The organism is Bradyrhizobium sp. BR 1433, assembly GCF_051547665.1.
Lineage (GTDB): Bacteria > Pseudomonadota > Alphaproteobacteria > Rhizobiales > Xanthobacteraceae > Bradyrhizobium > Bradyrhizobium australafricanum.
The window spans coordinates 2,544,106-2,565,099 of the sequence record NZ_JBPUGG010000001.1; the positions used below are offsets into that span (position 1 = coordinate 2,544,106).

Sequence of the window (20,994 nt, forward strand, 5' to 3'; positions counted from 1 at the left end):
TCGAGCATGATCGTTTTAGCGCCGCGCCAGCGGCAATTCCCCCTTCCCAGCCAACACCTCCTGCACCCATTTATTGGGCACGCCTAACTCTTCATTGAGCAGCAGTGCGGCATGGAGCCGCGTCGGCGCCCGGCCGCCCTTGGTCGCCCGCACCAGGATTCGGATCGCCGGCGACGTCCCGTCGCCGTGAACCGGCAGGATCTCGAGGCTGCCAAAACCGCGGTCCAGCGCGGCCAGCACCTCGGCAATGCCGTCGGCCCGCCAGATCAGCGCAAGCTGCCCGTTCGACTTGAGAATTCGCCGCGCCGCGTGAACCCAGCCGGCCAGCGTGGTTGCGGTCGCGACGTGGGCGCGCTCGCGCACACCGTCCGGCGAGGCGCGGTGCCGCGACGGATCATTGAACGGCGGGTTCATCAGCACGACGTCGGCGCTATCCGGCCCGAGGCCGGCATCGTCGAAGGCCGCGGCACCGGCTTCGACATCAAGCACGATCACGTTCGCCAGGATCGCGTTGGTGCCGGCATTATTCCGCGCAAGCTCGGCCAGGGCCGGGTCGATTTCGACCAGAACGAGATCGATCCCCCTCACCCGCCGCGCTACGGCCAGTCCGGCCGCGCCGACGCCGGAGCCGAGATCGACGACGCGGTCGCCTGATCGAGCCGGCGTCGCCGCGGCGAGCAGGATCGCGTCATGGCCGGCGCGGTGGCCGCTGCGGGGTTGCCGCAGGCGCAATTGGCCACCGAGAAATCCGTCTTCGGTGATCCCGGCGGCCGGAGACTCGTTCTTTGACGCGTTTTCTGCACGCGAACCGGGGCCCATTTCGCTCGAAAACGCTCTAGTCATCGGCCCGCAATTCGTGGCCGAGGCCGGCATCGGTCAGGAGCTGGCGGGCCTCGTGGTTGTCGTCCTCATGCACAAGGATCCGCCGCGGCAAGACGCCGAGCGAGCCCTCGATGATGCTCATGTTCTGGTCCAGCACCAGATGATGGATGTTAGCGCTGTCGAGCAGCGCGCCGATGGCGGAGACCAGCACCATGTCATTGGTCCGTACCAATTCCCGCAAAATACGCTCTCCTGTCGCCCCGGCAGTGCGGCACTTGCGCCACATGTCAATAACTTGATGGCCTTGCCGCTGCACCGCTCAGTTTCTATTGTTATAGCTGAGCATAGTGCGTATTCGGCAAAATTGGAGACCAGCGTGGCGGTTATTGTACCCTTCGAAAGCCCGTCCAATGCTTCGATCGACGGGCTGGTGGGACTTCTCGCCGCCGACATGGAGCGCGTCAACGCGACGATCCTTTCGCGGACCGGCTCCGAGGTCACCATGATCCCCGAGGTCGCCAATCACCTGATCTCCTCCGGGGGCAAGCGGTTGCGCCCGATGCTGACGCTGGCAATGGCCCAGCTCGCGGACTATTCCGGCGACGGCCATATCAAGCTCGCCGCCGCGGTTGAGTTCATGCACACCGCGACCCTGCTGCATGACGACGTGGTCGACGAGAGCGAGCTGCGCCGCGGCAAATTGTCCGCGCGGATGCTGTGGGGCAACGAGGCCAGCGTGCTGGTCGGCAACTTCCTGCTCGGCCAGGCGTTCCGGATGATGGTCGAGGTCGGCTCGCTCCGCGCACTCGACATCCTCTCCGCCGCCGCCGCCACCATCGCCGAGGGCGAGGTGATGCAGCTTGCCGCCGCCAAGAACACCGCGACCACCGAGGACGAATATCTCGCCGTGATCCGCGGCAAGACCGCGGAGCTGTTCGCCGCCGCCTGCGAGGTCGGCCCCGTGATCGCCAACCGTCCGAAGGCCGAGCAGACCGCGTGCCGCTCGGTCGGCATGAATCTCGGCATCGCCTTCCAGCTCGTCGACGACGTGCTCGACTATGGCGGCAAATCCGCAAAACTCGGCAAGAATGTCGGCGACGATTTCCGCGAGGGCAAGATCACGCTCCCGGTGGTGCTCGCCTTCCGCCGCGGCAATGATACCGAACGCAAGTTCTGGATCCGCGCGCTGGAGCGTGGCGAGATCGGATCGGCCGACCTCGACCACGCGATCGGGCTGATGACCAAGCACCGCGCCCTGGAAGACACCATCAGCCGCGCCCAGCACTACGGCGCGATGGCGGTCGACGCGCTGGCGCTGTTCCCGCCCTCGCCGATGAAGACCGCGCTGGAAGAGGTCGTCGCGTTCTGCCTGGCGCGCTCTCATTGATCTAGGCGCTCGCGAACAACAGAGGCGGTGTCGTCCCTGCGAAAGCAGGGATCCATACTCTGCGGCGAGAGTTGTAGGCAGGACTCGTCATTCCAGCGTCACGCAAATAGCAAGCATCGGTGGTCATGGGTCCCAGCTTTCGCGGGGGCGACACCAAGGTTTGCTGCACCGGCGCCCGCTACTCCTTCACCGGCACCCAGATCTCCAGCCCGCCATTGCCGGTGCTCGCATCGAACTTCTCGTCGTAGCGCTCGAAGTTCGGCGCGTCCGCGACCTTCATGCCGGATTGCGGCAGCCAGCGATTCCAGATCGTGTTGACGGTGCGGCGGATGGTCGAGATGTGGTCGGCGTGGGTGAACACGACGTATTTCTGCTCGGGAATGCGGACGCGCGCGAACTCGCGCGGCAGGTCGGAGAAATCGGCGACCTCGACGCCGGCGATGTAATCGAAATTGCCGGCATCGTCGCCGTTGCAGCAGACGCCATAGGCGACATTGCCGACCTGACGGGGGATATGCGCGCATTGCTGGTGGAAGCCCTGCCACTGGTTCGGAATGCCGGCACCGCTGCCACTGTCGTGATTGTAACGCTCGCCGATGCCGGCGACGAGGAACGCCTTTGCGGTGGCAATGCGCGGCGGATCGATGTGGTCGAGAGCTGTCGAGATCATGGTGATCGGCTCCTGGAGATTGAGTGTCGTCAGACACGTTGTCGCGCGCACCGTTTCGGGCGTGACGCCGAAATGGTCGCGAAACGCGCGGGTGAATGCTTCGTGGGAGCCGTAATCCGCATCCAGCGCGAGGCTGAGAATATCGGGCGCACCGGCCGCGAGTTCGCGCGCGGCCTCGCTGAGCCGCCGGGCCCGCACATAACGCATCACCGAGAACCCGGTCGCTTCCGCGAACGCCCGCACCAGATGGAAGCGCGAGACGCCCGCAACGGCGGCAATCTCGTCGAGCGTCAGCGGCGCGCCGAGATGGCTTTCGATGTACCAGAGCGCCTTCTGGGCTGGATTCATGGATGACGGCTTTCCTGCAAAGCTCGGGCATCATGCACGGCTGCCGCGCGCGGCATTTGACAGTCCTTGCTGCCTGGGCGGCGAAACCGTGGTTCCGCTCCACGGAAATTTACCCGCAAAGCCGTCGCTGGCAACAATGTTGCAATCGTGCATACTCGCCGACGCATCGATCCGACGGCTCATCAAGCTGCCCGATAATCAAGACTGCAAGAGCCGCGGCCAGCATGTCAGGGAGGACAATGATGCACCACCAACGCTTGAGCTATGCCAACTGCGTCAAATCCGCGGCGCTTGCGGGACTTTTGACGATCGCTGCCGCAAGCGCCGCCAACGCGCAGAAGAAATACGATCCGGGCGCGACCGACACCGAGATCAAGGTCGGCAACATCATGCCCTATTCCGGTCCGGCGTCGGCCTACGCCACGATCGGCAAGACCGAAGCCGCCTATTTCAACAAGCTCAACAGCGAAGGTGGCATCAACGGCCGCAAGGTCAACTTCATCTCCTACGATGACGCCTACTCGCCGCCGAAAATGGTCGAGCAGGCCCGCAAGCTGGTCGAAAGCGACGAGGTGCTCCTGATCTTCAATCCGCTGGGCACGCCGGGCAATACCGCGATCCAGAAATACATGAACGCCAAGAAGGTGCCGCAGCTGTTCGTCTCCACCGGCGCGGCCAAGTGGAATGATCCGAAGAACTTCCCGTGGACCATGGGCTGGCAGCCGAGCTACCAGGTCGAAGCGCGCATCTATGCCAAGTACATTCTGCAGAACTATCCGGGCAAGACCATCGGCGTGCTCTATCAGAACGACGATTTCGGCAAGGACTATCTGATCGGCCTGCATGACGGGCTCGGCGACCAGGCCAAGAAGCTGATCGTCGTCGAATCCTCCTACCAGACTTCGTCACCGACGGTGGATTCGCAGATCGTGCAGATCAAGGGCGCCAACCCCGACATCTTCGTCAACATTGCAACGCCGAAATTCGCGGCGCAGGCGATCAAGAAAGCCGCCGAGCTCGACTGGCATCCGGTGCAGTTCCTGACCAACGTCTCCGGCTCGATCGGCGGCGTGATGAAGCCTGCCGGCTATGACGCGAGCCAGGGCGTGCTGTCCACGGCGTATCTCAAGGACCCCAAGGATACCGAGTGGAAGAACGATCCGGCGATGACCGAGTGGCGCGCCTTCATGACCAAGTGGTATCCCGAAGGCGATCTCGACGACGCCGCGACCGTATTCGGCTATGGTGTCGCCAAGGGGCTGGAGCAGGTGTTGCGGCAATGCGGCGACAATCTTACCCGCGAGAATCTGATGAAGCAGGCGGCCAGCCTCAACCTCGAGATCGGCATCTATCTGCCCGGCACCAAGATCAAGACCGGGCCGGACGACTATGCGCCGATCGAGCAGCTGCAGATGATGCGCTTCAAGGGCGAGAGCTGGGAGCGGTTCGGCCCCATCATGAGCGGCGAGAAGAGCAGTTGAGGGCTTTCCTCCACAACTTTGCGGTTCGTGATGTCCGGCCGTGCGCCGGGCATCCACGTCTTCGACATGATTCACGAGCAAGACTTGTCGCAAGCAAGACTCGTTACGAGCAAGATTTGCGATGGCCGGAACCCAGACCAGCCGAAGCGACGCCGTTCTTCAGGCTCAAGTGTCCGGCCACCACGAATTCCAGGCACATCCTGCGATCGGAAGGACAACAACAATGAAAATCACCGACGTCCGCGCCCACCATATCCGCATTCCCTACGACGCCGGGCCCGCGAGCTTCCGCCAGGGAGCTTCCGCGATCTCGGCGCTCGACATGGTGCTGGTCGAGGTTTCGACCGACGCCGGCCTCACCGGCTGGGGCGATGCCTTCGCCTATGTCTGCCCGAAGACGAGTTGCACGGCGGTAGCCGAGATGATCGCGCCGCAGGCGCGCGGCCTCGAGGTGCCCGACGCCGCCAGCATCCCCGCCGCGATGGAGCAGATCCAGCGCAACCTGCATCTGTTCGGCCGCTACGGCATCACGATGTTTGCGATCTCGGCGCTCGACATCGCGCTGTGGGATCTCGCCGGCAAGGTGAAGGGCGTGCCGCTGCATCAACTGATCGGCGGCGCGAAGCGGAGCACGATCCCGGCCTATGCCAGCCTGATGCGGATCGGCAATCCCGCGCATATCGCCGCCGAATGCAAGAAGGCGATCAAGCTGGGCTATTCCGCGATCAAGCTGCACGAGACCACCGTGCCCGCGGTCGCCGCCGCGCGCGAGGCGATCGGCCCCGGCGTGGCGCTGATGGTCGACATGAACTGCCCGCTGGACGGACCCGCGGCGATCCAGTTCGCGCGCGACTGCAAGCAGGCCGCGCCGCTGTTCCTGGAGGAGCCGGTCTGGCCGCCGGAGGATTTTGCGACGCTCGCCGAGGTGCGCAGAGAAGGCCGGCTCGATATCGCGGCCGGCGAGAACGCCTGCACCGTGCATCAATTCCGCCAGATGATGACCGCGGGCGCGGTCAGTCACGCGCAGCCCTCCGTGATCAAGGTCGGCGGCATCACCGAATTCCTGAGAGTGGCCGTCCTCGCGGACGAGTTCGGCGTCCAGGTGATTCCGCACTCGCCCTATTTCGGGCCGGGCTTCCTCGCCACGCTGCATCTGATGGCGATCCGCGACGCGGGGCTGATCGAGGTGTTCTTCATGAAGCGTCCGGCCTGCCTGTGGGGCGATCGCATCGACGTCGACGCCAACGGCCATGTCGCCGTGCCGCAGGGCCCCGGCCTCGGCTACGAGCCGGATCGCGACGTGATGGAGCAGTATCGGGTGGCGTAAGCCGAGACGCGCTTCCTGTCATTGCGAGGAGCTCGCAACAAAATTGCAAAGCAATTTTGCGCTGAAGCGACGAAGCAATCCATCGTTCCGCACGCGCGGTGGGATGGATTGCTTCGCGGAGCCTGTCATCCGGCGGCGCTTCGCGCCGACCGGGTGGCTCGCAATGATGATTTCCTACTTCGTCCCGTCCTTGGCGGGCGCGGCATCCTTCGCCGGCGACGCGTCGGCTTTTTTCTTCAGGTCCTCGGTCAGCTTGACCTGCGCGGTTTGCAGATCGGTGACGAGCTTCTGCAAGTTCGCGACCGAACTTTGCAAGCTCACGATCTGCCGGTTGGCGGCATCGAGCTTCTGTTGATGATCCGATGTGAGCTTGTTGATCGTCTTCTGCAGGAAATCGACATTGCTCTGCAGACAGCTGGTGCGCCGCTCCATGGTTTTCTCGACGGTGCAGATCTCGATGCCGGGAACGTCCTGCGCATGCGCGGTTCCGACGACGCCAAGTGCGAGCGGTGCCAGCAAGGCGAGAACAAAACGAGCAATCATCGACGTCTCCAGGCAAATGCGTCATTCACAGTTTTGTGCTCGCGACGCTGAAAGCAAGGCAGACATACCACACTGAAACCGCATTCAAGCGGTGTGCTTCACCCATTACGGGACTACTCGTGGGGACGGGGGCCTTCGGAACTTGTTTGGTTCGATCCCTTTTGGCTCGACCTTGGGCAGTGGAGACAGATCGCATGGCAACGCGCGAAAAACGGATGGCGCAATTCGACGGCAATGGCGAACCTGCGCCGGAACAGCGCGTGGAAGTACTTTGTGAGGATCATAGCGGAACGTATCAGCTGCCGTTCGCCTGCCGCTTCGTCAACGGCCAGTGGCGCAATGACAACACCGGCGGCGCGCTGGAAGCCAACGTCATCGCCTGGCGGATGCCGCGCGAGAAGCAGGCGGGCATGGCCTGAGGCCGGCATCGGTGCGCGCTGTTTCAAAACGCGACGCGCGCGCACCGTGTCTTAAGATTTGGAACGCGGGTGGAACGAACCGCGTCCGAATCACTGATCGAGCAGCGTACCGCGTTGTTCACGGCTAGATGTGGTCATCAGCCCGAGGCTGCGCACCACATACAGAAGCATGACGATCGGCCGCAGCCAGCGGCCGATAACGAAGGTTAACTCTTCCGCAGACGACATCGCGATCCCTCCTCTCTGTCCGCCCGGGCGATCATTTCCACGGCGTGATCGGCGGCACCGCTTCGGTCGCCGGCGGCACATCCACAGTCTTGAAATCGGCTGGGCTGACGATCTCGAGGTATTCCATGTCCTTCGAGTAATCGAACAGGTAGTGGGTGATGCCGGGACGCTGATGGATGACGTCGCCGGCCTCGACCAGCGTCTCCTTGTCCTCGTACATGAAGCGCGCCCAGCCCTTGGTCATGATGACGATCTGAAAATCGCACAGATGCTTGTGCCAGCCGGTGCCCTGCTCCGGCGGCATATCGGGATTGGCCTTGACCAGGTGGCAGATCACCTGCCCGCTGGTGGCATCGGCGATGCCGAGATCGCGATACAGGAAGAAGTCGCGCAGACCTCCGCCCTTGAACTCGGTGTCACCGGGTTTGACGTGGGAGAATTTGCTGACGACGGCGTGCTGGTTCATTTCAAGCCTCCACGGTTCTCGTGTTCGCGAGATCGCGGCGCGGCTCGGCGTCCAAATTTTCGGCAGCGTCGCATCGTCGCGGTCACAGCTCGGTCATTGCCATGCGAAATCCTTGCCAGCCGGGTTGGGCTGCGGCGAACCGTCTCGCCATGCGCTGATATCGCCGCAGAAGCATTTGGAGCGAGGCACGAATTTGCGCCTCAGTGGCTGTCGCGCGGGTCCGGCGCGCATGCCGGTGCCCGACGCCGGCGGCACGTCCATTGAGCAAGGCTTGCCTCGTGCTTGAGCCGCCGATGCAGGCAGGCCGGGCCGGGCGCTGCCTAATATTCGACCTCGAGCTCCTCGACGTCGGCCGGCTCCGCCTTCGCGGCCTCGATCCATTCCTGCATCTCGGGCATCGTCATGATGGTGCTGGCATACACCGCAAGCGCAGGCTCGAGCTTGACGTCATAGGTCATGAAGCGGGTCACGACCGGCGCATACATCGCGTCCGCCATGGTGCGGCGTTCGCCGAACAGGAACGGCCCGCCCGATGCGCCGAGGCAGTCGCGCCAGATGGTGCAGACGCGATCGATGTCGGCCTGCGCCCGCGACCAGATCTTGAAGCCGGGGAAATGGCCCTTGAGATTGACCGGCAGCGACGAGCGCAGCGTGGTGAAGCCGGAATGGATTTCGCCCGAGATCGAGCGGCAATGCGCGCGCTGAATCCGATCTTCCGGCAACAGCCCGGCATGCGGCATGATCTCGTTGAGATACTCGCCGATCGCGAGCGTATCCCAGACCGTCGCACCGTCGTGGCGCAGGCAGGGCACCAGGATCGAGGACGACAGCAGCAGCAGCTCGGCGCGGGCCGACGGATCGTCGGGCGCGGTGACCACCTCCTCGAACTCCAGCCCGGCGAATTTCGTCAGCAGCCAGCCGCGCAACGACCAGGAGGAGTAATTCTTGCTGCTGATGGTGAGTGTCGCTTTCGCCATATCGGTCCCTCACGCCTGAACGCGTCCTCAGCTCCCGGATATCGCGCGCCGGTTCAGCCGCCGCGCATCCGGAGCCATCAGCTTTTGCAGCAAGCCACGTGCCAATTTGCTGGGCGGCCGGCCCGCCTCTGGCGTCGATATTGCATGGCAAGCCAGGCCACGGGTGGATGCGTATGATGTCAATGATGTACCAAGCCTATCAGAACCACATGGACCTCACGGCGCCATGGCGGACCGGGGCTGCAGCGGCGCTGAAATACCTCAATCTGGTGCCGCAGGGCGCCGCTGACCGGATGTATGGCCGGCTCGCGGCTGCGCTCGAGCTGATCTCGCGCTCCAGCCTGACCTACGCGCGGCCCCCTTATGGCATCGGCAGCGTGACGGTCGGCAACAGGGAATTGCAGGTGACCGAGGAGGTTGCCTATGCGACGCCGTTCGGCTCGCTGCTGCATTTCAGGAAGGTGGACGGCCCGGAGCAGCCGCGGCTGCTCTTGGTGGCGCCGATGTCCGGGCATTTTGCCACGTTGCTGCGAGGCACCGTAAAAACGCTGCTGCAGGACCATGACGTCTACATCACCGACTGGCACAATCCGCGCGACATCCCGCGCAGCAAGGGCCGCTTCGGGCTCGAGGACTACACCGACCATCTGATCGACTTCCTCGGCCAGCTCGGCCCGCGCGCGCATATGGTGGCGATCTGCCAGCCCTCGGTGTCGGCGCTCGCCGCCGCCGCGATCATGTCGGAGGACAATCATCCGGCGCGGCCGGCCTCGCTCACCCTGATGGCCGGGCCGATCGACACGCGGATCCAGCCGACCAAGGTGAACGAATTCGCCAAGAGCAAGCCGATCAAATGGTTCGAGGATAATCTGATCAACTACGTGCCCATGCAGTGCAAGGGCGCGTTGCGTCAGGTGTATCCCGGCTTCGTGCAGCTCACGGCGTTCGTGTCGATGAATCTGGAGCGTCACATCAAGCAGCATATCGACCTCGCCGACCATCTTGCCAAGGGCGAGACCGCGAAGGCCGAGGTGATCAAGACCTTCTACGACGAATATTTTGCTGTCATGGATTTGCCGGCGGAGTTTTACATCGAGACGGTGCGCGATGTGTTTCAGGAGCATCTGTTGCCGCAGGGCATGCTGATGCATCGCGGCCGCCCGGTGAATCCGGCGGCGATCCGGCGCATGGGGTTGATGACGGTGGAAGGCGAGAAGGACGACATCTGCTCGATCGGCCAGACGCTCGCCGCGCAGGACCTCTGCACCGGAGTCCGCACCTATCGCAAGGTGCATCACATGCAGGCCGGCGTCGGCCATTACGGCGTGTTTTCCGGCAAGCGCTGGAACAACGAGATCTACCCGCTGCTGCGCGATTTCGTGCATGTGAATTCGTGACGGATCGGCAACGATCTTTCCCGTCATTGCGAGCGAAGCGAAGCAATCCATCGTTCCACATGGGCGGAAAGGTGGATTGCTTCGTCGCTACGCTCCTCGCAATGACGGGTGGCGGCTAGCCACGCATCGACTCGCGCTATAGTCTCCCGGCCACGACGACCCGCTTCCCAAGAATCGTCCAGGAGAAACTCCATGCGCGCGCCGACTGCCTTCCGTGCCCTCACGCTCGCCGTCATCGGCGCCCTCGCCTTCACCTCAGCCGTATCCGCCGCCGAAGTCCATGTCATGATCTCGGGCGGACTGACGGCGGCCTACAAGGCGCTGGTGCCGGAGTTCGAGCGCAAGACCGGGCACAAGGTGGTGACCGCCTTCGGGCCGTCGATGGGCACCACCACGAACGCCATTCCGGTGCGGCTGGAGCGCGGCGAGCCGGCCGACGTGCTGATCATGGTCGGCTATGCGCTCGGCGATCTCATCAAGCAGAGCAAGGTGCTGGCCGACAGCCGCGTCGACCTCGTGAAGTCGCCGATCGGCATCGCGGTCAAGTCCGGCGCACGGAGGCCGGACATCGGCTCGGCCGACAGCGTCAAGCAGGCGCTGCTTTCGGCAAAATCGGTCGCCTATTCCGACAGCGCCAGCGGCGTCTATGTCTCGACCGAGATGTTCGCAAAGCTCGGCATCGCCGATCAGATGAAGGACAAGGCGCGGATGATCCCGGCGACGCCGGTCGGCGAGATCGTGGCCAAGGGCGAGGCCGAGATCGGCCTGCAGCAGATCTCCGAGCTGAAGCCGGTCGCCGGCATCGACATCGTCGGTCCGCTGCCGGAGCCGTTGCAGAAGATCACGGTATTTTCCGCCGGGATCGCGACGGCTGCAAAGGAGCGTGAGGCCGGCAAGGCGCTGATCAGCTTCCTCGCCTCGCCGGACGCGCGCGACGCGCTGGTGAAGAGCGGCCTCGATCCGATTACGGCGGGTGGGACGCGTTCGCGGCGTCCGACTCTCTCCCCGTTCTACTCCCTCCCCGTCATCCTGAGGAGCCCGCACTTGCGGGCGTCTCGAAGGATGCACGGCCCGGCTGGTGGCCGTCGACCCTTCGAGACGCCCGCAAGTGCGGGCTCCTCAGGGTGACGGGACTAGATGGCGACTAGATACACTACCGCCAATGATGCGCGCCGTAGGCGAGCAGCAGCACCACGACCAGCGCCAGCAGCAGCGTGGTCGACTTCCAGAACAGCACCGGATTGCGCTCGATCAGCGGGGTCGATGACGTCGTCAGATATTTTGCGTTGGGATTGCGCAGGTCGAACAGGAACTCCGAAAAGCTCTCATAGCGCTTGAGCGGGTTGGCATGCACGGCGCGCTCCAGCGCGCCGTCGACCCAGCCCGGGATCTCGCGCCCGCGATGCGCGGCCGGACGGTAGACCAGCCGGTTGAAGTCGGATCGTGTCCGGGCCCGCGCGATCTGCGCGCCATAGGGCAAGCGTCCCGTCAGCATCTGGTAGGTGACGACACCGAGCGAGAACAGGTCGGAGCGCGCGGTGCCGCCCTCACCGAGGAAATATTCCGGCGCGGTGTATTGCTGGGTGCCCAGGATGTCCTCGACGCCCGCCGGCACTGCCTCGGCGACACCAGCGATCCGCGTCGAGCCGAAATCGATGATCTTCACCGTGCCAGTCCTGTCGATCATGATGTTGTCGGGCCTGACGTCCTGGTGCAGCATCTCCTTGCGGTGGAAGGCGCGCAGCCCTTTTGCAATTTGCTCGGTGATGCCGCGTACCGTCTCCAGCGACGGCGCTGGATTGTCCGTGATCCACTGCGTCAGGGTCTGACCGTCGATATATTCCATCGTGACGTAAAGGAAATTGCGCTTGCGCTGCGGCAAAAACGGCTTCAGCACATGCGGGCTGTCGATCCGCCGGGCGACCCATTCTTCCATCATGAAACGCTTCAGATAGGCCGGATCGTCGCGCAGGTCGATCGAGGGGATCTTGATCGTGACCGTGGTGGCGCTGTCCTCATCGACCGCGAGATAGATGTGGCTGCGGTGCGATGCGTGGAGCTCGCGCACGATGCGATAGCCGTCGAACAGCATCCGTGCGTCGAGCAGCGGCGGCAGCGGCAGTTCGGTCGGCTGGCCGAACACCTCGCCGGCATCGCCGTCGGGCAAATCGTCGATCCGGACGATCTGCACGGTGAGATTGTCCGGGCTGCCGCTCTCATAGGCCTGCTCGACGATCGATTTCGCCGCAGCATCGAGAGCCGCGGCACCGTCTTTGATCGTCTTCGCGAGCTGCCGCGCCGGAACATGCTCGTAGATCCCGTCGGTCACCAGCAGGAAGATGTCGCCGCGCTCCAGCGGGAGAGCCTGGTAGTCGATCTCGAGCTGCGGGTTCACGCCGAGCGCGCGGCCGAGATAGCTCTGCTGCGAGGAGATCACGACGCGGTGGTCGTTGGTCAGTTGCTCGAGGCTGTTGCCGGCGACGCGGTAGATCCTGGAGTCGCCGACGTGGAACAGATGCGCCGTGGTCGACCGGACGACCAGGGCGCTCAGCGTGCAGACGTAACCCTTGTCCTTGTCGTAGGGATTCTGGCTCCGCCTTGTCTGCGCGTGCAGCCACGAATTGGTCGCCTCCAGCACCCGCTGCACCGAGGTCTTCACCGACCAGGATTCCGAGGTGCAGTAGTAGTCGGTCAGGAAGCTCTTGACCGCGGACTCGGCGGCGATGCGGCCGACGCTGCTCGAGGAGATGCCGTCGGCAAGCACCACCGTGATGCCCTTCAGGCCGAGCAGCGGCTCGTCGGGGATCAAGGCGCCGTGGAAGTCCTGATTGGCGTCCTTGCGGCCCTGATCAGAGAATTGCCCGACCGATATTTTCAGCGCGCGCGGCATCGACCGTCCCAAAGCCAATGGGGCCCTCCGCGACAGGAGAGCCCCATAAGTCGTCGAGGATCAAGCCGCGAGGCGCTGGCGCTTCGGCGCCGTCTTCACATGCGTGGTGTAGAGCGTGAGCCCGGTGAAGGCGAGGCCGCCGGCGAGGTTGCCGAGCACGGTCGGGATCTCGTTCCAGATCAGGTAATCCATGATGGAAAACTTCGCATGCAGCATCAGTCCGGACGGGAACAGGAACATGTTCACCACCGAATGCTCGAACACCATGTAGAAGAACACCAGGATCGGCATCCACATCGCGATCACCTTGCCGGGCACCGTCGTGGAAATCATCGCGCCGACGACGCCGGTCGAGACCATCCAGTTGCACAGCATGCCGCGGATGAACAGCGTGGCCATGCCCGCCGCGCCATGCGCCGCGTAGCCCAGCGTTCGGCCCTCGCCGATGTTGCCGATGGTCATGCCGACCTTGTCGGGCTCCTGCGTGAAGCCGAACGTCGTCACGAACGCCATCATGAACGCCACGGTGAGCGCGCCTCCGAAATTGCCGATGAACACGAGACCCCAGTTGCGCAGCACGCCACCAAGCGTGACGCCGGGACGCTTGTCGAGCAGCGCAAGCGGCGAGAGCACGAACACGCCGGTCAATAGATCGAAGCCCAGCAGATAGAGCATGACGAAGCCGACCGGAAACAGCAATGCTCCGACAAGCGGCTGACCCGTATTGACGTTGATCGTCACGGCGAACCATGCCGCCAGCGCGAGGATCGCGCCGGCCATATAGGCGCGGATCACGGTGTCGCGGGTCGACATGAAGATCTTGGATTCGCCGGCATCCACCATCTTGGTGACGAATTCGGACGGAGCGAGATAGGCCATTCGTAAAATCCTCTTGCGCAATCCGGCCGCGCCGGTTGCCTGCCGGAAGCGACGCGGGTTGGTTGAAATGCTCGTTCGTCCGGGAGATGGGGGGTCAACGATTGCTCGAGACGCCCGGGCCGGGCGCCTTGATCCCCTCGCCTCGGCCAGCATTGGCCTCGGCAATCCGGAGGACGGCAGTCGTCATTGACTGATTCAACCAAAAGCAATGCATATGCCAATCGGAGCCACCGGCACCGGGCACGAAACCTCCGTTAATGCAATGACTTAGCCGACCCGTAGAGGAACCGGCCGGCGCGATGGCGCGGATTTATGCAGCCTGCACAGATGTCGCCCACGAAAAAAATGCGGAGCCCGGCCGCGGATCGCCGCGTCCCCGTGCAAGCCTGCCGATGCGCCGGCTTACTTCACCTCGGTGCGGACCGGCGCGCCCTTCAGCCCGTTGTTGTCGTAGGCCTTGCGCAGCGTGCCGTTGGCGATCGCCTCCGTCATGAACCTGGTGGCGAAGGCCGCGGCGAGCGGATGGTTGAGCGGCACCGCGACCGCGGGTGACGGTCTGCTTGAAGGTCTCGTCCAGCACGCGCGTGCCCGGGATCTTCTTGGCCATCGCGTTGAGCTGATCGCGCGACAATGCGAAGGCGTCGATCTCGCCGCTTTTCAGCAGATTGAAGATCTCGTCGTAGGTCTGATAGCCCGTGACCTTGGCGTGCTTGAGATGGGCGATCGCGCCGCGCATCGTGGTGGTGGCATTGACTGCGGCCACCTTGACGCCGTCCTGGTCGAGCGTGGCGAAATTCGTGATCGTCGAGCCGGGCTTGACGATATAGGTGGCGTCGGCAACCTCATAGATCGGCCCGAACGTCATCTTGGTCTCGCGCTCGGGATCCCTGGGCAGGAAGGTGATGTCCCAGGTGCTCTTCGCCGCCGCGTCGGTGATCTGGCCGGAATTCTGATGCACGACATATTCGACGGGGATGCCGAGTTGCGCCGCCATCTCGCGGCCGAGGTCGACGGGAACGCCCGCATAGCCGTTCTCGGTCTTGGTCGACCAGAACGCGCCGCCGGCCGGGCTGATCGCGATCGCGACCCGGAGCTTTCCGGTCGGCGCGATCTGATCCTTCAAGGCGTCGGCATCCGCTGATGTGGCCATGACAATCACTCCCAGAACGAAGCCAGCCAGACGCAGCAGTCGAGACGACATCGGACGTCCTCCACACCGAATCTTGCTGTCCGGCAGGCGCGCAACAAACCGCACGGCGCGGCCTTGTGCAAGCGCCGGTTCTCGCAAGGGAGCTATCCGTATCGGCCTATCTCACGCGGATGGTGATTTTTTCGGAGACGACCGGCGGGCTGAATGGATAGTGCTTGGCGTCGCCCAGCACCAACTGCAGGGTGTGCTTGCCGGGCGCCAGATCGAGCTGCGTCTCGGTCTGGCCCGCACCGAAGTGCAGATGAGACTTGTCCGACGGAATCGGCTCATTCGCATTCAACGGCTCATTCACGTCGATCAGAAGGTGGTGATGGCCGCTGTTCGGGTAGTCGTCGCCGGCATGGGTGACGCCCATGTTGCGCAGCCCAAAGCGGCACCAGAACGGGCTTTTGAGCTTGGCGCCGTCGCGTGGCCAGATGAAATACAGCTTGGTGTCCTTGCCGGCCGGCTTGTTCTGCGCGTCGGCCGGAGCCGCGAACAGCGTCAGCGCCGCGGCGAGCATGATCAAGCCTGCACGTTTCATAGCCCCTCCATGAAGCCTGGCGATCAGGGATGATCGCTCAGGGAGACAGCGCGACCCGGAAACCGTGGGTCGGATAACGAACATTGGTGTCGTAATTATCGCGATTGGCCGGACGCACATCAGCGTGCGTCATTCTTCCACGAGCCGGAGCGGATGACATGGGAGGCGCAGTCGCCGCCGGACCAGACCGCACCGTCGGTCGGCGCGCCCTGGTAATTCCTGTGCCAGCAATCCTCGACCCATTGATCGACCCCGCCGCCCATGTCGTAGAGGCCGAGCGGATTCGGCTTGTAGCTGCCGACCTTGACCGGCTGCTCGGCCGAACTGTCGCCGCCGCAATCCTTGCATCCGGCGTGGCCCGATTGCATCTGGTCACCCCACCAGTACTTCGATTGCGTTCCACCGCGCGCCGCATATTCCCACTCGGCTTCGCTCGGAAGCCGGTAGGGCTTCTTGGTGCGCTCGGCGAGCCAGGTCACATATTGCTTCGCATCGCTCCAGCTCACATTGGTGACCGGAACGTCGTCCTTGCCGCTGGCCGTGAAGCCGCAGGCCTTGGCCGCCGCGCAGGCGTTCCATTCGCGGACCGTGACCGGATATTTGCCCATGGCGAAGGGCTTGACCGTCACCCGGCGGATCGGCCGCTCGGAAGGATCGTCATTGCTTCCCATCGAGAAGCTGCCGGCTTGAAGCGAGACCAGTTCGGGCTCCGGCAGGTCCGGGGTGGGGCTCGCGGAGGGCGCGGGTTGAGGCGACGCTTGCTGCGTCGGTGCCGCCGGGGTCGGACTTGCGGTTTGGGTCGGAGCCGGGCTTGGTGCCGGCGGCTGGACGGCAGGCGATGCCGTCGGTGACGGAGGCGCCTGTGCCACGTCGGCCGGCTTGCCGCGCGGTAGCGCCAGCAAATACCACAGCACGCCCCCCGCGATGATCGCGACCGCCAATCCGAGCAGCGTGAGCAGGACGGACTCGCGGCGCCTGCGCGTCCTTTGGTACGCAGCGGCGTCCGGCAGCACACGATAAACCCGGACCGGATCGGTGATGTTCTTGACCTTGCGGTCGCCGAGCGATTCGTATCCGCAGACCATCTTGTGCTTGATCTGCTCGTAGATGCCGCCGGAGATGAAGACATCACCCGGCGCCGCGATCCCTTCCAGACGAGAGGCCACGTTGACGCCGTCGCCATAGATGTCGTCGGGCTCGATGATGACGTCGCCGAGGTTGACGCCGATCCGGTACTCGATCCAGTGATCTCTCGCGATCGCCGCGTTGCGGCCGATCATGTTCTGCTGGATCACGATGCTGCAACGGACGGCCTCGACCGGACTGTCGAACATCGCGATAAAGCCGTCGCCGGTGGTCTTGACCAGCTTGCCGTGGTGCTCGGCAATCGTTGGCTCGATCAGATCGCGCAGGGTCCGCTTGACGCGCGTATGCGTGCCTTCTTCATCGAGCTGCATCAACCGGCTGTAGCCGGCGATATCGCCCGCTACGATCGCCGCGAGGCGCCGCGGCATTGAATCGCCGGGAGGCTGTGTATTGTCGGGCTGTGACCGGCCTGACTTGAAGTCGCGAATTTCTCCCATGGCGCTCCGGCTGCTCCGCAAAGACGTGCTCAAGGCGCAACCGGCGCCTTCGTCCCCGAGGCCCGCTTGAACCTACCACACCTGCGGGTCGGAACAAAGTTCGCGAAGCGTGACCATGTCACGGTTGTCCGCCGTCGGCCGAGCCGCCCACCGGTCGGGCGGGCACCCTCGTCGCAACGACAAACGGGCGGCAAAACCGCCCCTGCGTCAGCCCGCCTGCGTGGCCGGGGTGCGGATCTCGCGCGGCAGGATGATCGCGGCCGCGATCGCCAGCAGGCACAGCGCCGCGAACGCGCGCAGCATCATCGAGAAGCCGCCCTGGTCGTACAGCCAGGCCACCAGGCCGACGGACGCGCCGGCCGCGGTGAAGCCGACGAAATAGCGCACCGCATAGGCGCGCGAGCGCCATTCCTCGGTGGTGTACTTGCCGACCATGGCATCGTTCACCGTGACCTGGCCGAACGCACCCATCACGATGCCGATCGAGACCACGATCAGCGGCAGGTTGTTTAGGCTCGCCGCCAGATAAAGGAACGGCGCCAGCAGGAACGACAGCGGCAGCGCCACCGTCTTCAGCGAATATCTGTCGAGCAGCTTGCCGATGGTGTACTGCGTCATCGCGCCGAACACATAGACCCCCGCTGCGATCACGCCGAGCAGCGCCGGGCTCTTGGTCAGGTCGGCGAGCCGCTCGGCGAACAGCTTCGGCAGCGCCACCGTCACCGCGTTGAAGGTGGTGGAGATCGCGATCACCACGATCAGGAGCGACAGCACCACCCGCCACATGTCCTCCTTGGCGACCCGCACCTGTGCTGCGGCCTGCCTGGAGCCCTTGCGGTCCTCATGCACCACCGTCATCGCAAAGGCGATGCCGATCAGCACGGTGACCGTGCCGGGCACGATGAAGGCCCAGCGCCAGCCGAGATACTGGCCGATCACGCCGGTGACCAGCGCCGACGAGGCAACGCCGAGATTGCCCCAGACGCCGTTGATCCCCATCTGGGCGCCGAGCTTCTCGGCATAGGACACGATCATCGCGGTGCCGACCGGATGATAGATCGAGGCGAAGACGCCGATCGCCAGCAGTGCGGCGCCGAGCTGCAGCGGTGTCTGCACGAAGCCGACCGAGATCATCGACAGGCCGATGCCGACAAAGAAGATCACCATCATGTGGCGGCGGCTCCAGCGGTCGCCGAGCCAGCCCGTGACCAGCGAGCCGGCGCCGAAGGCGATGAAGCCCGGGGTCGCATAGGGCAGGAGTTCCGAATAGGCCATGTCGAGCGCCGGACCCATGATGATGACGGCGGCGGCGAAAATCAGCATCGCGTAGTGATCGATGAAATGGGCGGCGTTGACGAAGGTGATCACCCGGCTGGGACTGTTGCTTGGACCGTTCATCGGCACGTCTCTCACGCGATTCTTCAATTGCTCGAAAATAGGTTATAGGTGCTTGTCCTGACGGGATGTCGCCAATGACTATCGCTGAGCCGCCAATAAGAGCCCTCCACCAGGACCGGCGCGTCACCGGGGACGGCGTGCATCTGGTGGCGCGCAGCTACCGCAAGGGCGTCCGGCTCGACCCGCACATGCACCGCGAGGCACAGCTGGTCTATGCCGCCAGCGGCACCATGCAGGTGACGACGCCGAAGGGGCGCTGGCTGGTGCCGCCGGACCGCGCGGTGTGGGTCCCTGCCCTGCTCCCGCACGCGATCGACGTGCTTGCCGACATCGAGATGCGCACGCTGTATTTCGACCAGGCCTGGCTCGCGCGCGAAAAGCGCAGTGACAGCCTCGACCACGAATTCGTGGTGCGGGTGTCGCCGCTGGTGCACCAGGCGATCCTCGCGCTGTTCGACGCCTCATGCGGACGCGAGCGCACCGATCTGTTGATCCGCCTCGTGATGCTGGAGCTGCACCAGGCCGAGGACTCCGCGACCTTCATCCCGTTGCCGCAGGAGCCGCGCTGCCGCCGCGCCGCCGACCTCGTGCTGGCCGATCCGACGCAGGACCACGACATCGATGCGCTGGCGCGCACCGTCGGCACCTCGGCGCGGACGCTGTCGCGGCTGTTCTCGGCGGAAACGCAGCTCTCGTTCAAGAGCTGGTGCCAGCGCGCCCGCATCGCGGCCGCGATCGAGCGCCTGTCGAGCAGCGCGAATGTTTCGGTCAAGCAGGTCGCCTCCGACCTCGGCTATGCCAGCGTACCGGCATTTTCCCACGCGTTCCGCCAGGTTACCGGCAAGACACCGACCGCGTTCGCGGAGAAAACGTGCGAGAAAACGTGAACCGGGTTTGTCACCGGGCGCGGCGCAGCGACGACGAATTATACCGCTGTCGCGCTGCGACATATTTCCGTACGATCCATGCGCTTGATTGCTGTGCTCGCGACCTTAAATCCCGTGTAAGGTCCGGCTTCATTGGATACGACCTGCTGGATACGACCTGCTCATGGCCAATGCCTTCTTCTCCGATCTGCTCTCGACGATTTCCGAACGCGGCCGCGTCCTGCTCGGCCGCGCCAGCCCGGCCAACGACAAGCAGGATGCTTCCGAACTGCTGGAATTGTGCGAGGCGCTGCTTTCCGGCCGCGGCGAAGCCTCCGGCACCGCGATGGCGCGCGAAGTGCTCGACCGCTACCATCATCTCGATGCCGCCGGGCGGCTGTCGTTCTTCCAGACGCTGGCCCGCGATTTTGGCCCCGATCACGCCAAGCTGGCGCAGGCGATCGAAAGCTGGCGCGCCAAGGCCAATGGCGATGACGCGAGCGACCTGCATTTCGCCTCCGAGCCGCGCCGCCAGGAATTGATCCGCCGGCTCGATCGCGCGCCGGGCGGCACCGGCGAGCTGGTGTCGATCCGCTCGGATCTGCTTTCATTGATGAAGGGCAACAAGGACCTTGCCGCGCTCGATCGCGACGTGGTGCATCTGCTCTCGTCCTGGTTCAACAGGGGATTCCTCGTGCTGCGCAGGATAGACTGGTCGTCTCCGGCCAATATTCTGGAGAAGATCATCCGTTATGAGGCCGTGCACGAGATCCGCGATTGGGACGATCTGCGCCGCCGCATCGATCCGATCGATCGCCGCTGTTACGCCTTTTTCCATCCGGCGCTGGCCGACGAGCCGCTGATCTTCGTCGAGGTCGCGCTCACGGAAGCCATCCCGGGCGCAATCGCGCCGCTGCTGGCCGAAGAGCGCGAGCCGGTGCCGGTCGAGCGCGCCCGCACCGCGGTGTTCTATTCAATCTCCAACACCCAGCGCGGCCTTGGCGGCATCTCCTTCGGCAGCTTCCTGATCAAGCAGGTGGTCGAGGAGCTGCGCCGCGAATTGCCGAAGCTCGACAACTTCGTGACGCTGTCGCCGGTGCCGGGCTTCATGCAGTGGGTCAAGCAGGCCGACGACGTGCCGCTCACGGAGGAGGACCGCCAGCTGCTGGAAAGCCTCGGCAAGCCCGACTGGTTCGAGAACGCCGAGCTCGCCACCCAGCTGCGCGCCGTGCTGGAGCCGCTTGCCGCCTACTATTTCCTGAAGGCGCGCACCCCGAAGGGACGACTGATCGATTCGGTCGCGCGCTTCCATCTCGGCAACGGCGCACGGCTGGAACGGATCAACTGGCTCGGCGACCTCTCACCCAAGGGCCTGCGCGAATCCGCCGGCATCATGGTCAACTACCTCTACCGCCTCGACGACATCGAGAAGAACCACGAGGCCTACGCCAACAATGGCGAGGTCATCGCCTCGAGCGCGGTGAAGAAGCTGCTGAAGGGCGAAGGCCGGCGGCTGCTGGACATGCGGTTGGGGTAGGACGGCGCTCTATCCACGTTATTGCGAGCACACCTCTCTACCG

At 64.2% G+C, this 20,994-nt stretch carries 18 protein-coding genes and 3 pseudogenes; 8 read left to right on the forward strand and 13 right to left on the reverse strand.

Annotated elements, in window-relative coordinates:
• Positions 1–15: 15 nt before the first annotated feature.
• Positions 16–819: a tRNA1(Val) (adenine(37)-N6)-methyltransferase gene (locus tag ACSKB9_RS12795; RefSeq protein ID WP_438080176.1), complete on the reverse strand. Its 804-nt coding sequence runs from the start codon at positions 817–819 to the stop codon at positions 16–18.
• Between the two features lie 16 nt (positions 820–835).
• Entirely contained in the window at positions 836–1,063 is a 228-nt protein-coding gene (locus ACSKB9_RS12800) for a putative signal transducing protein (RefSeq protein WP_026193157.1), read from the reverse strand.
• 135 nt (positions 1,064–1,198) lie between these two features.
• Here ACSKB9_RS12800 and ACSKB9_RS12805 point away from each other — a divergent pair, with 135 nt between their 5' ends.
• On the forward strand, positions 1,199–2,209 hold the full coding sequence (locus tag ACSKB9_RS12805; protein WP_438073527.1) for a polyprenyl synthetase family protein: 1,011 nt from the start codon (positions 1,199–1,201) through the stop codon (positions 2,207–2,209).
• A 178-nt stretch (positions 2,210–2,387) separates the two neighbouring features.
• On the opposite strand, the gene ACSKB9_RS12810 is transcribed toward ACSKB9_RS12805, so the two are convergent.
• Entirely contained in the window at positions 2,388–3,227 is an 840-nt protein-coding gene (locus tag ACSKB9_RS12810; RefSeq protein WP_438073529.1) for an AraC family transcriptional regulator, read from the reverse strand.
• A gap of 239 nt (positions 3,228–3,466) precedes the next feature.
• Here ACSKB9_RS12810 and ACSKB9_RS12815 point away from each other — a divergent pair, with 239 nt between their 5' ends.
• Positions 3,467–4,708, forward strand: coding sequence for an ABC transporter substrate-binding protein (locus ACSKB9_RS12815; RefSeq protein ID WP_438073530.1), 1,242 nt, complete (start codon positions 3,467–3,469; stop codon positions 4,706–4,708).
• 223 nt (positions 4,709–4,931) lie between these two features.
• Complete coding sequence (locus ACSKB9_RS12820; protein ID WP_438073532.1) at positions 4,932–6,035, forward strand: mandelate racemase/muconate lactonizing enzyme family protein; 1,104 nt, start codon at positions 4,932–4,934, stop codon at positions 6,033–6,035.
• A 174-nt stretch (positions 6,036–6,209) separates the two neighbouring features.
• Here ACSKB9_RS12820 and ACSKB9_RS12825 read toward each other — a convergent pair whose 3' ends face one another.
• Complete coding sequence (locus ACSKB9_RS12825) at positions 6,210–6,578, reverse strand: hypothetical protein (protein WP_438073534.1); 369 nt, start codon at positions 6,576–6,578, stop codon at positions 6,210–6,212.
• Positions 6,579–6,772: 194 nt separating this feature from the next.
• On the opposite strand from ACSKB9_RS12825, the gene ACSKB9_RS12830 reads away from it, so the two are divergent.
• Positions 6,773–6,997 (forward strand): hypothetical protein, encoded by a 225-nt coding sequence (locus tag ACSKB9_RS12830; protein WP_438073536.1) that lies wholly within the window; start codon positions 6,773–6,775, stop codon positions 6,995–6,997.
• A 90-nt stretch (positions 6,998–7,087) separates the two neighbouring features.
• On the opposite strand, the gene ACSKB9_RS12835 is transcribed toward ACSKB9_RS12830, so the two are convergent.
• From ACSKB9_RS12835 to ACSKB9_RS12845, 3 genes are all read right to left on the reverse strand, one after another.
• Entirely contained in the window at positions 7,088–7,225 is a 138-nt protein-coding gene (locus ACSKB9_RS12835) for a hypothetical protein (protein WP_438073537.1), read from the reverse strand.
• A gap of 31 nt (positions 7,226–7,256) precedes the next feature.
• Positions 7,257–7,691: a cupin domain-containing protein gene (locus ACSKB9_RS12840; RefSeq protein ID WP_057014914.1), complete on the reverse strand. Its 435-nt coding sequence runs from the start codon at positions 7,689–7,691 to the stop codon at positions 7,257–7,259.
• 320 nt (positions 7,692–8,011) lie between these two features.
• Positions 8,012–8,668, reverse strand: a complete 657-nt coding sequence (locus tag ACSKB9_RS12845; protein WP_438073539.1) for a glutathione S-transferase — start codon at positions 8,666–8,668, stop codon at positions 8,012–8,014.
• A 173-nt stretch (positions 8,669–8,841) separates the two neighbouring features.
• Here ACSKB9_RS12845 and ACSKB9_RS12850 point away from each other — a divergent pair, with 173 nt between their 5' ends.
• Entirely contained in the window at positions 8,842–10,065 is a 1,224-nt protein-coding gene (locus tag ACSKB9_RS12850) for a polyhydroxyalkanoate depolymerase (protein WP_438080178.1), read from the forward strand.
• A 192-nt stretch (positions 10,066–10,257) separates the two neighbouring features.
• Positions 10,258–11,043, forward strand: a pseudogene (locus ACSKB9_RS12855) (substrate-binding domain-containing protein); the annotation flags it as partial.
• A gap of 175 nt (positions 11,044–11,218) precedes the next feature.
• On the opposite strand, the gene ACSKB9_RS12860 reads toward ACSKB9_RS12855, so the two are convergent.
• The 6 genes and pseudogenes from ACSKB9_RS12860 to ACSKB9_RS12885 all read right to left on the reverse strand — a co-directional run bounded on the left by ACSKB9_RS12860 (position 11,219) and on the right by ACSKB9_RS12885 (position 18,548).
• Positions 11,219–12,955: a protein kinase domain-containing protein gene (locus ACSKB9_RS12860; protein ID WP_438080180.1), complete on the reverse strand. Its 1,737-nt coding sequence runs from the start codon at positions 12,953–12,955 to the stop codon at positions 11,219–11,221.
• Between the two features lie 60 nt (positions 12,956–13,015).
• Positions 13,016–13,834, reverse strand: coding sequence for a formate/nitrite transporter family protein (locus ACSKB9_RS12865; protein ID WP_038382991.1), 819 nt, complete (start codon positions 13,832–13,834; stop codon positions 13,016–13,018).
• Positions 13,835–14,236: 402 nt separating this feature from the next.
• A pseudogene (locus tag ACSKB9_RS12870) lies at positions 14,237–14,984 on the reverse strand (transporter substrate-binding domain-containing protein).
• A 157-nt stretch (positions 14,985–15,141) separates the two neighbouring features.
• Entirely contained in the window at positions 15,142–15,567 is a 426-nt protein-coding gene (locus ACSKB9_RS12875; protein WP_438073542.1) for a DUF4399 domain-containing protein, read from the reverse strand.
• Positions 15,568–15,604: 37 nt separating this feature from the next.
• Positions 15,605–17,150 (reverse strand): annotated as a pseudogene (locus ACSKB9_RS12880) (SUMF1/EgtB/PvdO family nonheme iron enzyme).
• Between the two features lie 207 nt (positions 17,151–17,357).
• The gene (locus ACSKB9_RS12885) at positions 17,358–18,548 is read right to left on the reverse strand and encodes an MFS transporter (RefSeq protein ID WP_438073544.1); all 1,191 of its coding nucleotides are present in this window, start codon (positions 18,546–18,548) and stop codon (positions 17,358–17,360) included.
• A gap of 74 nt (positions 18,549–18,622) precedes the next feature.
• Between ACSKB9_RS12885 and ACSKB9_RS12890 the strand changes: the two genes are divergently transcribed.
• Both ACSKB9_RS12890 and ACSKB9_RS12895 read left to right on the forward strand, forming a co-directional pair.
• A complete protein-coding gene (locus tag ACSKB9_RS12890; protein ID WP_057015094.1) occupies positions 18,623–19,435 on the forward strand; it encodes an AraC family transcriptional regulator in 813 nt (270 codons plus the stop codon).
• A gap of 163 nt (positions 19,436–19,598) precedes the next feature.
• Positions 19,599–20,951: a malonyl-CoA decarboxylase gene (locus ACSKB9_RS12895; RefSeq protein ID WP_438073545.1), complete on the forward strand. Its 1,353-nt coding sequence runs from the start codon at positions 19,599–19,601 to the stop codon at positions 20,949–20,951.
• Positions 20,952–20,994: the final 43 nt, after the last annotated feature.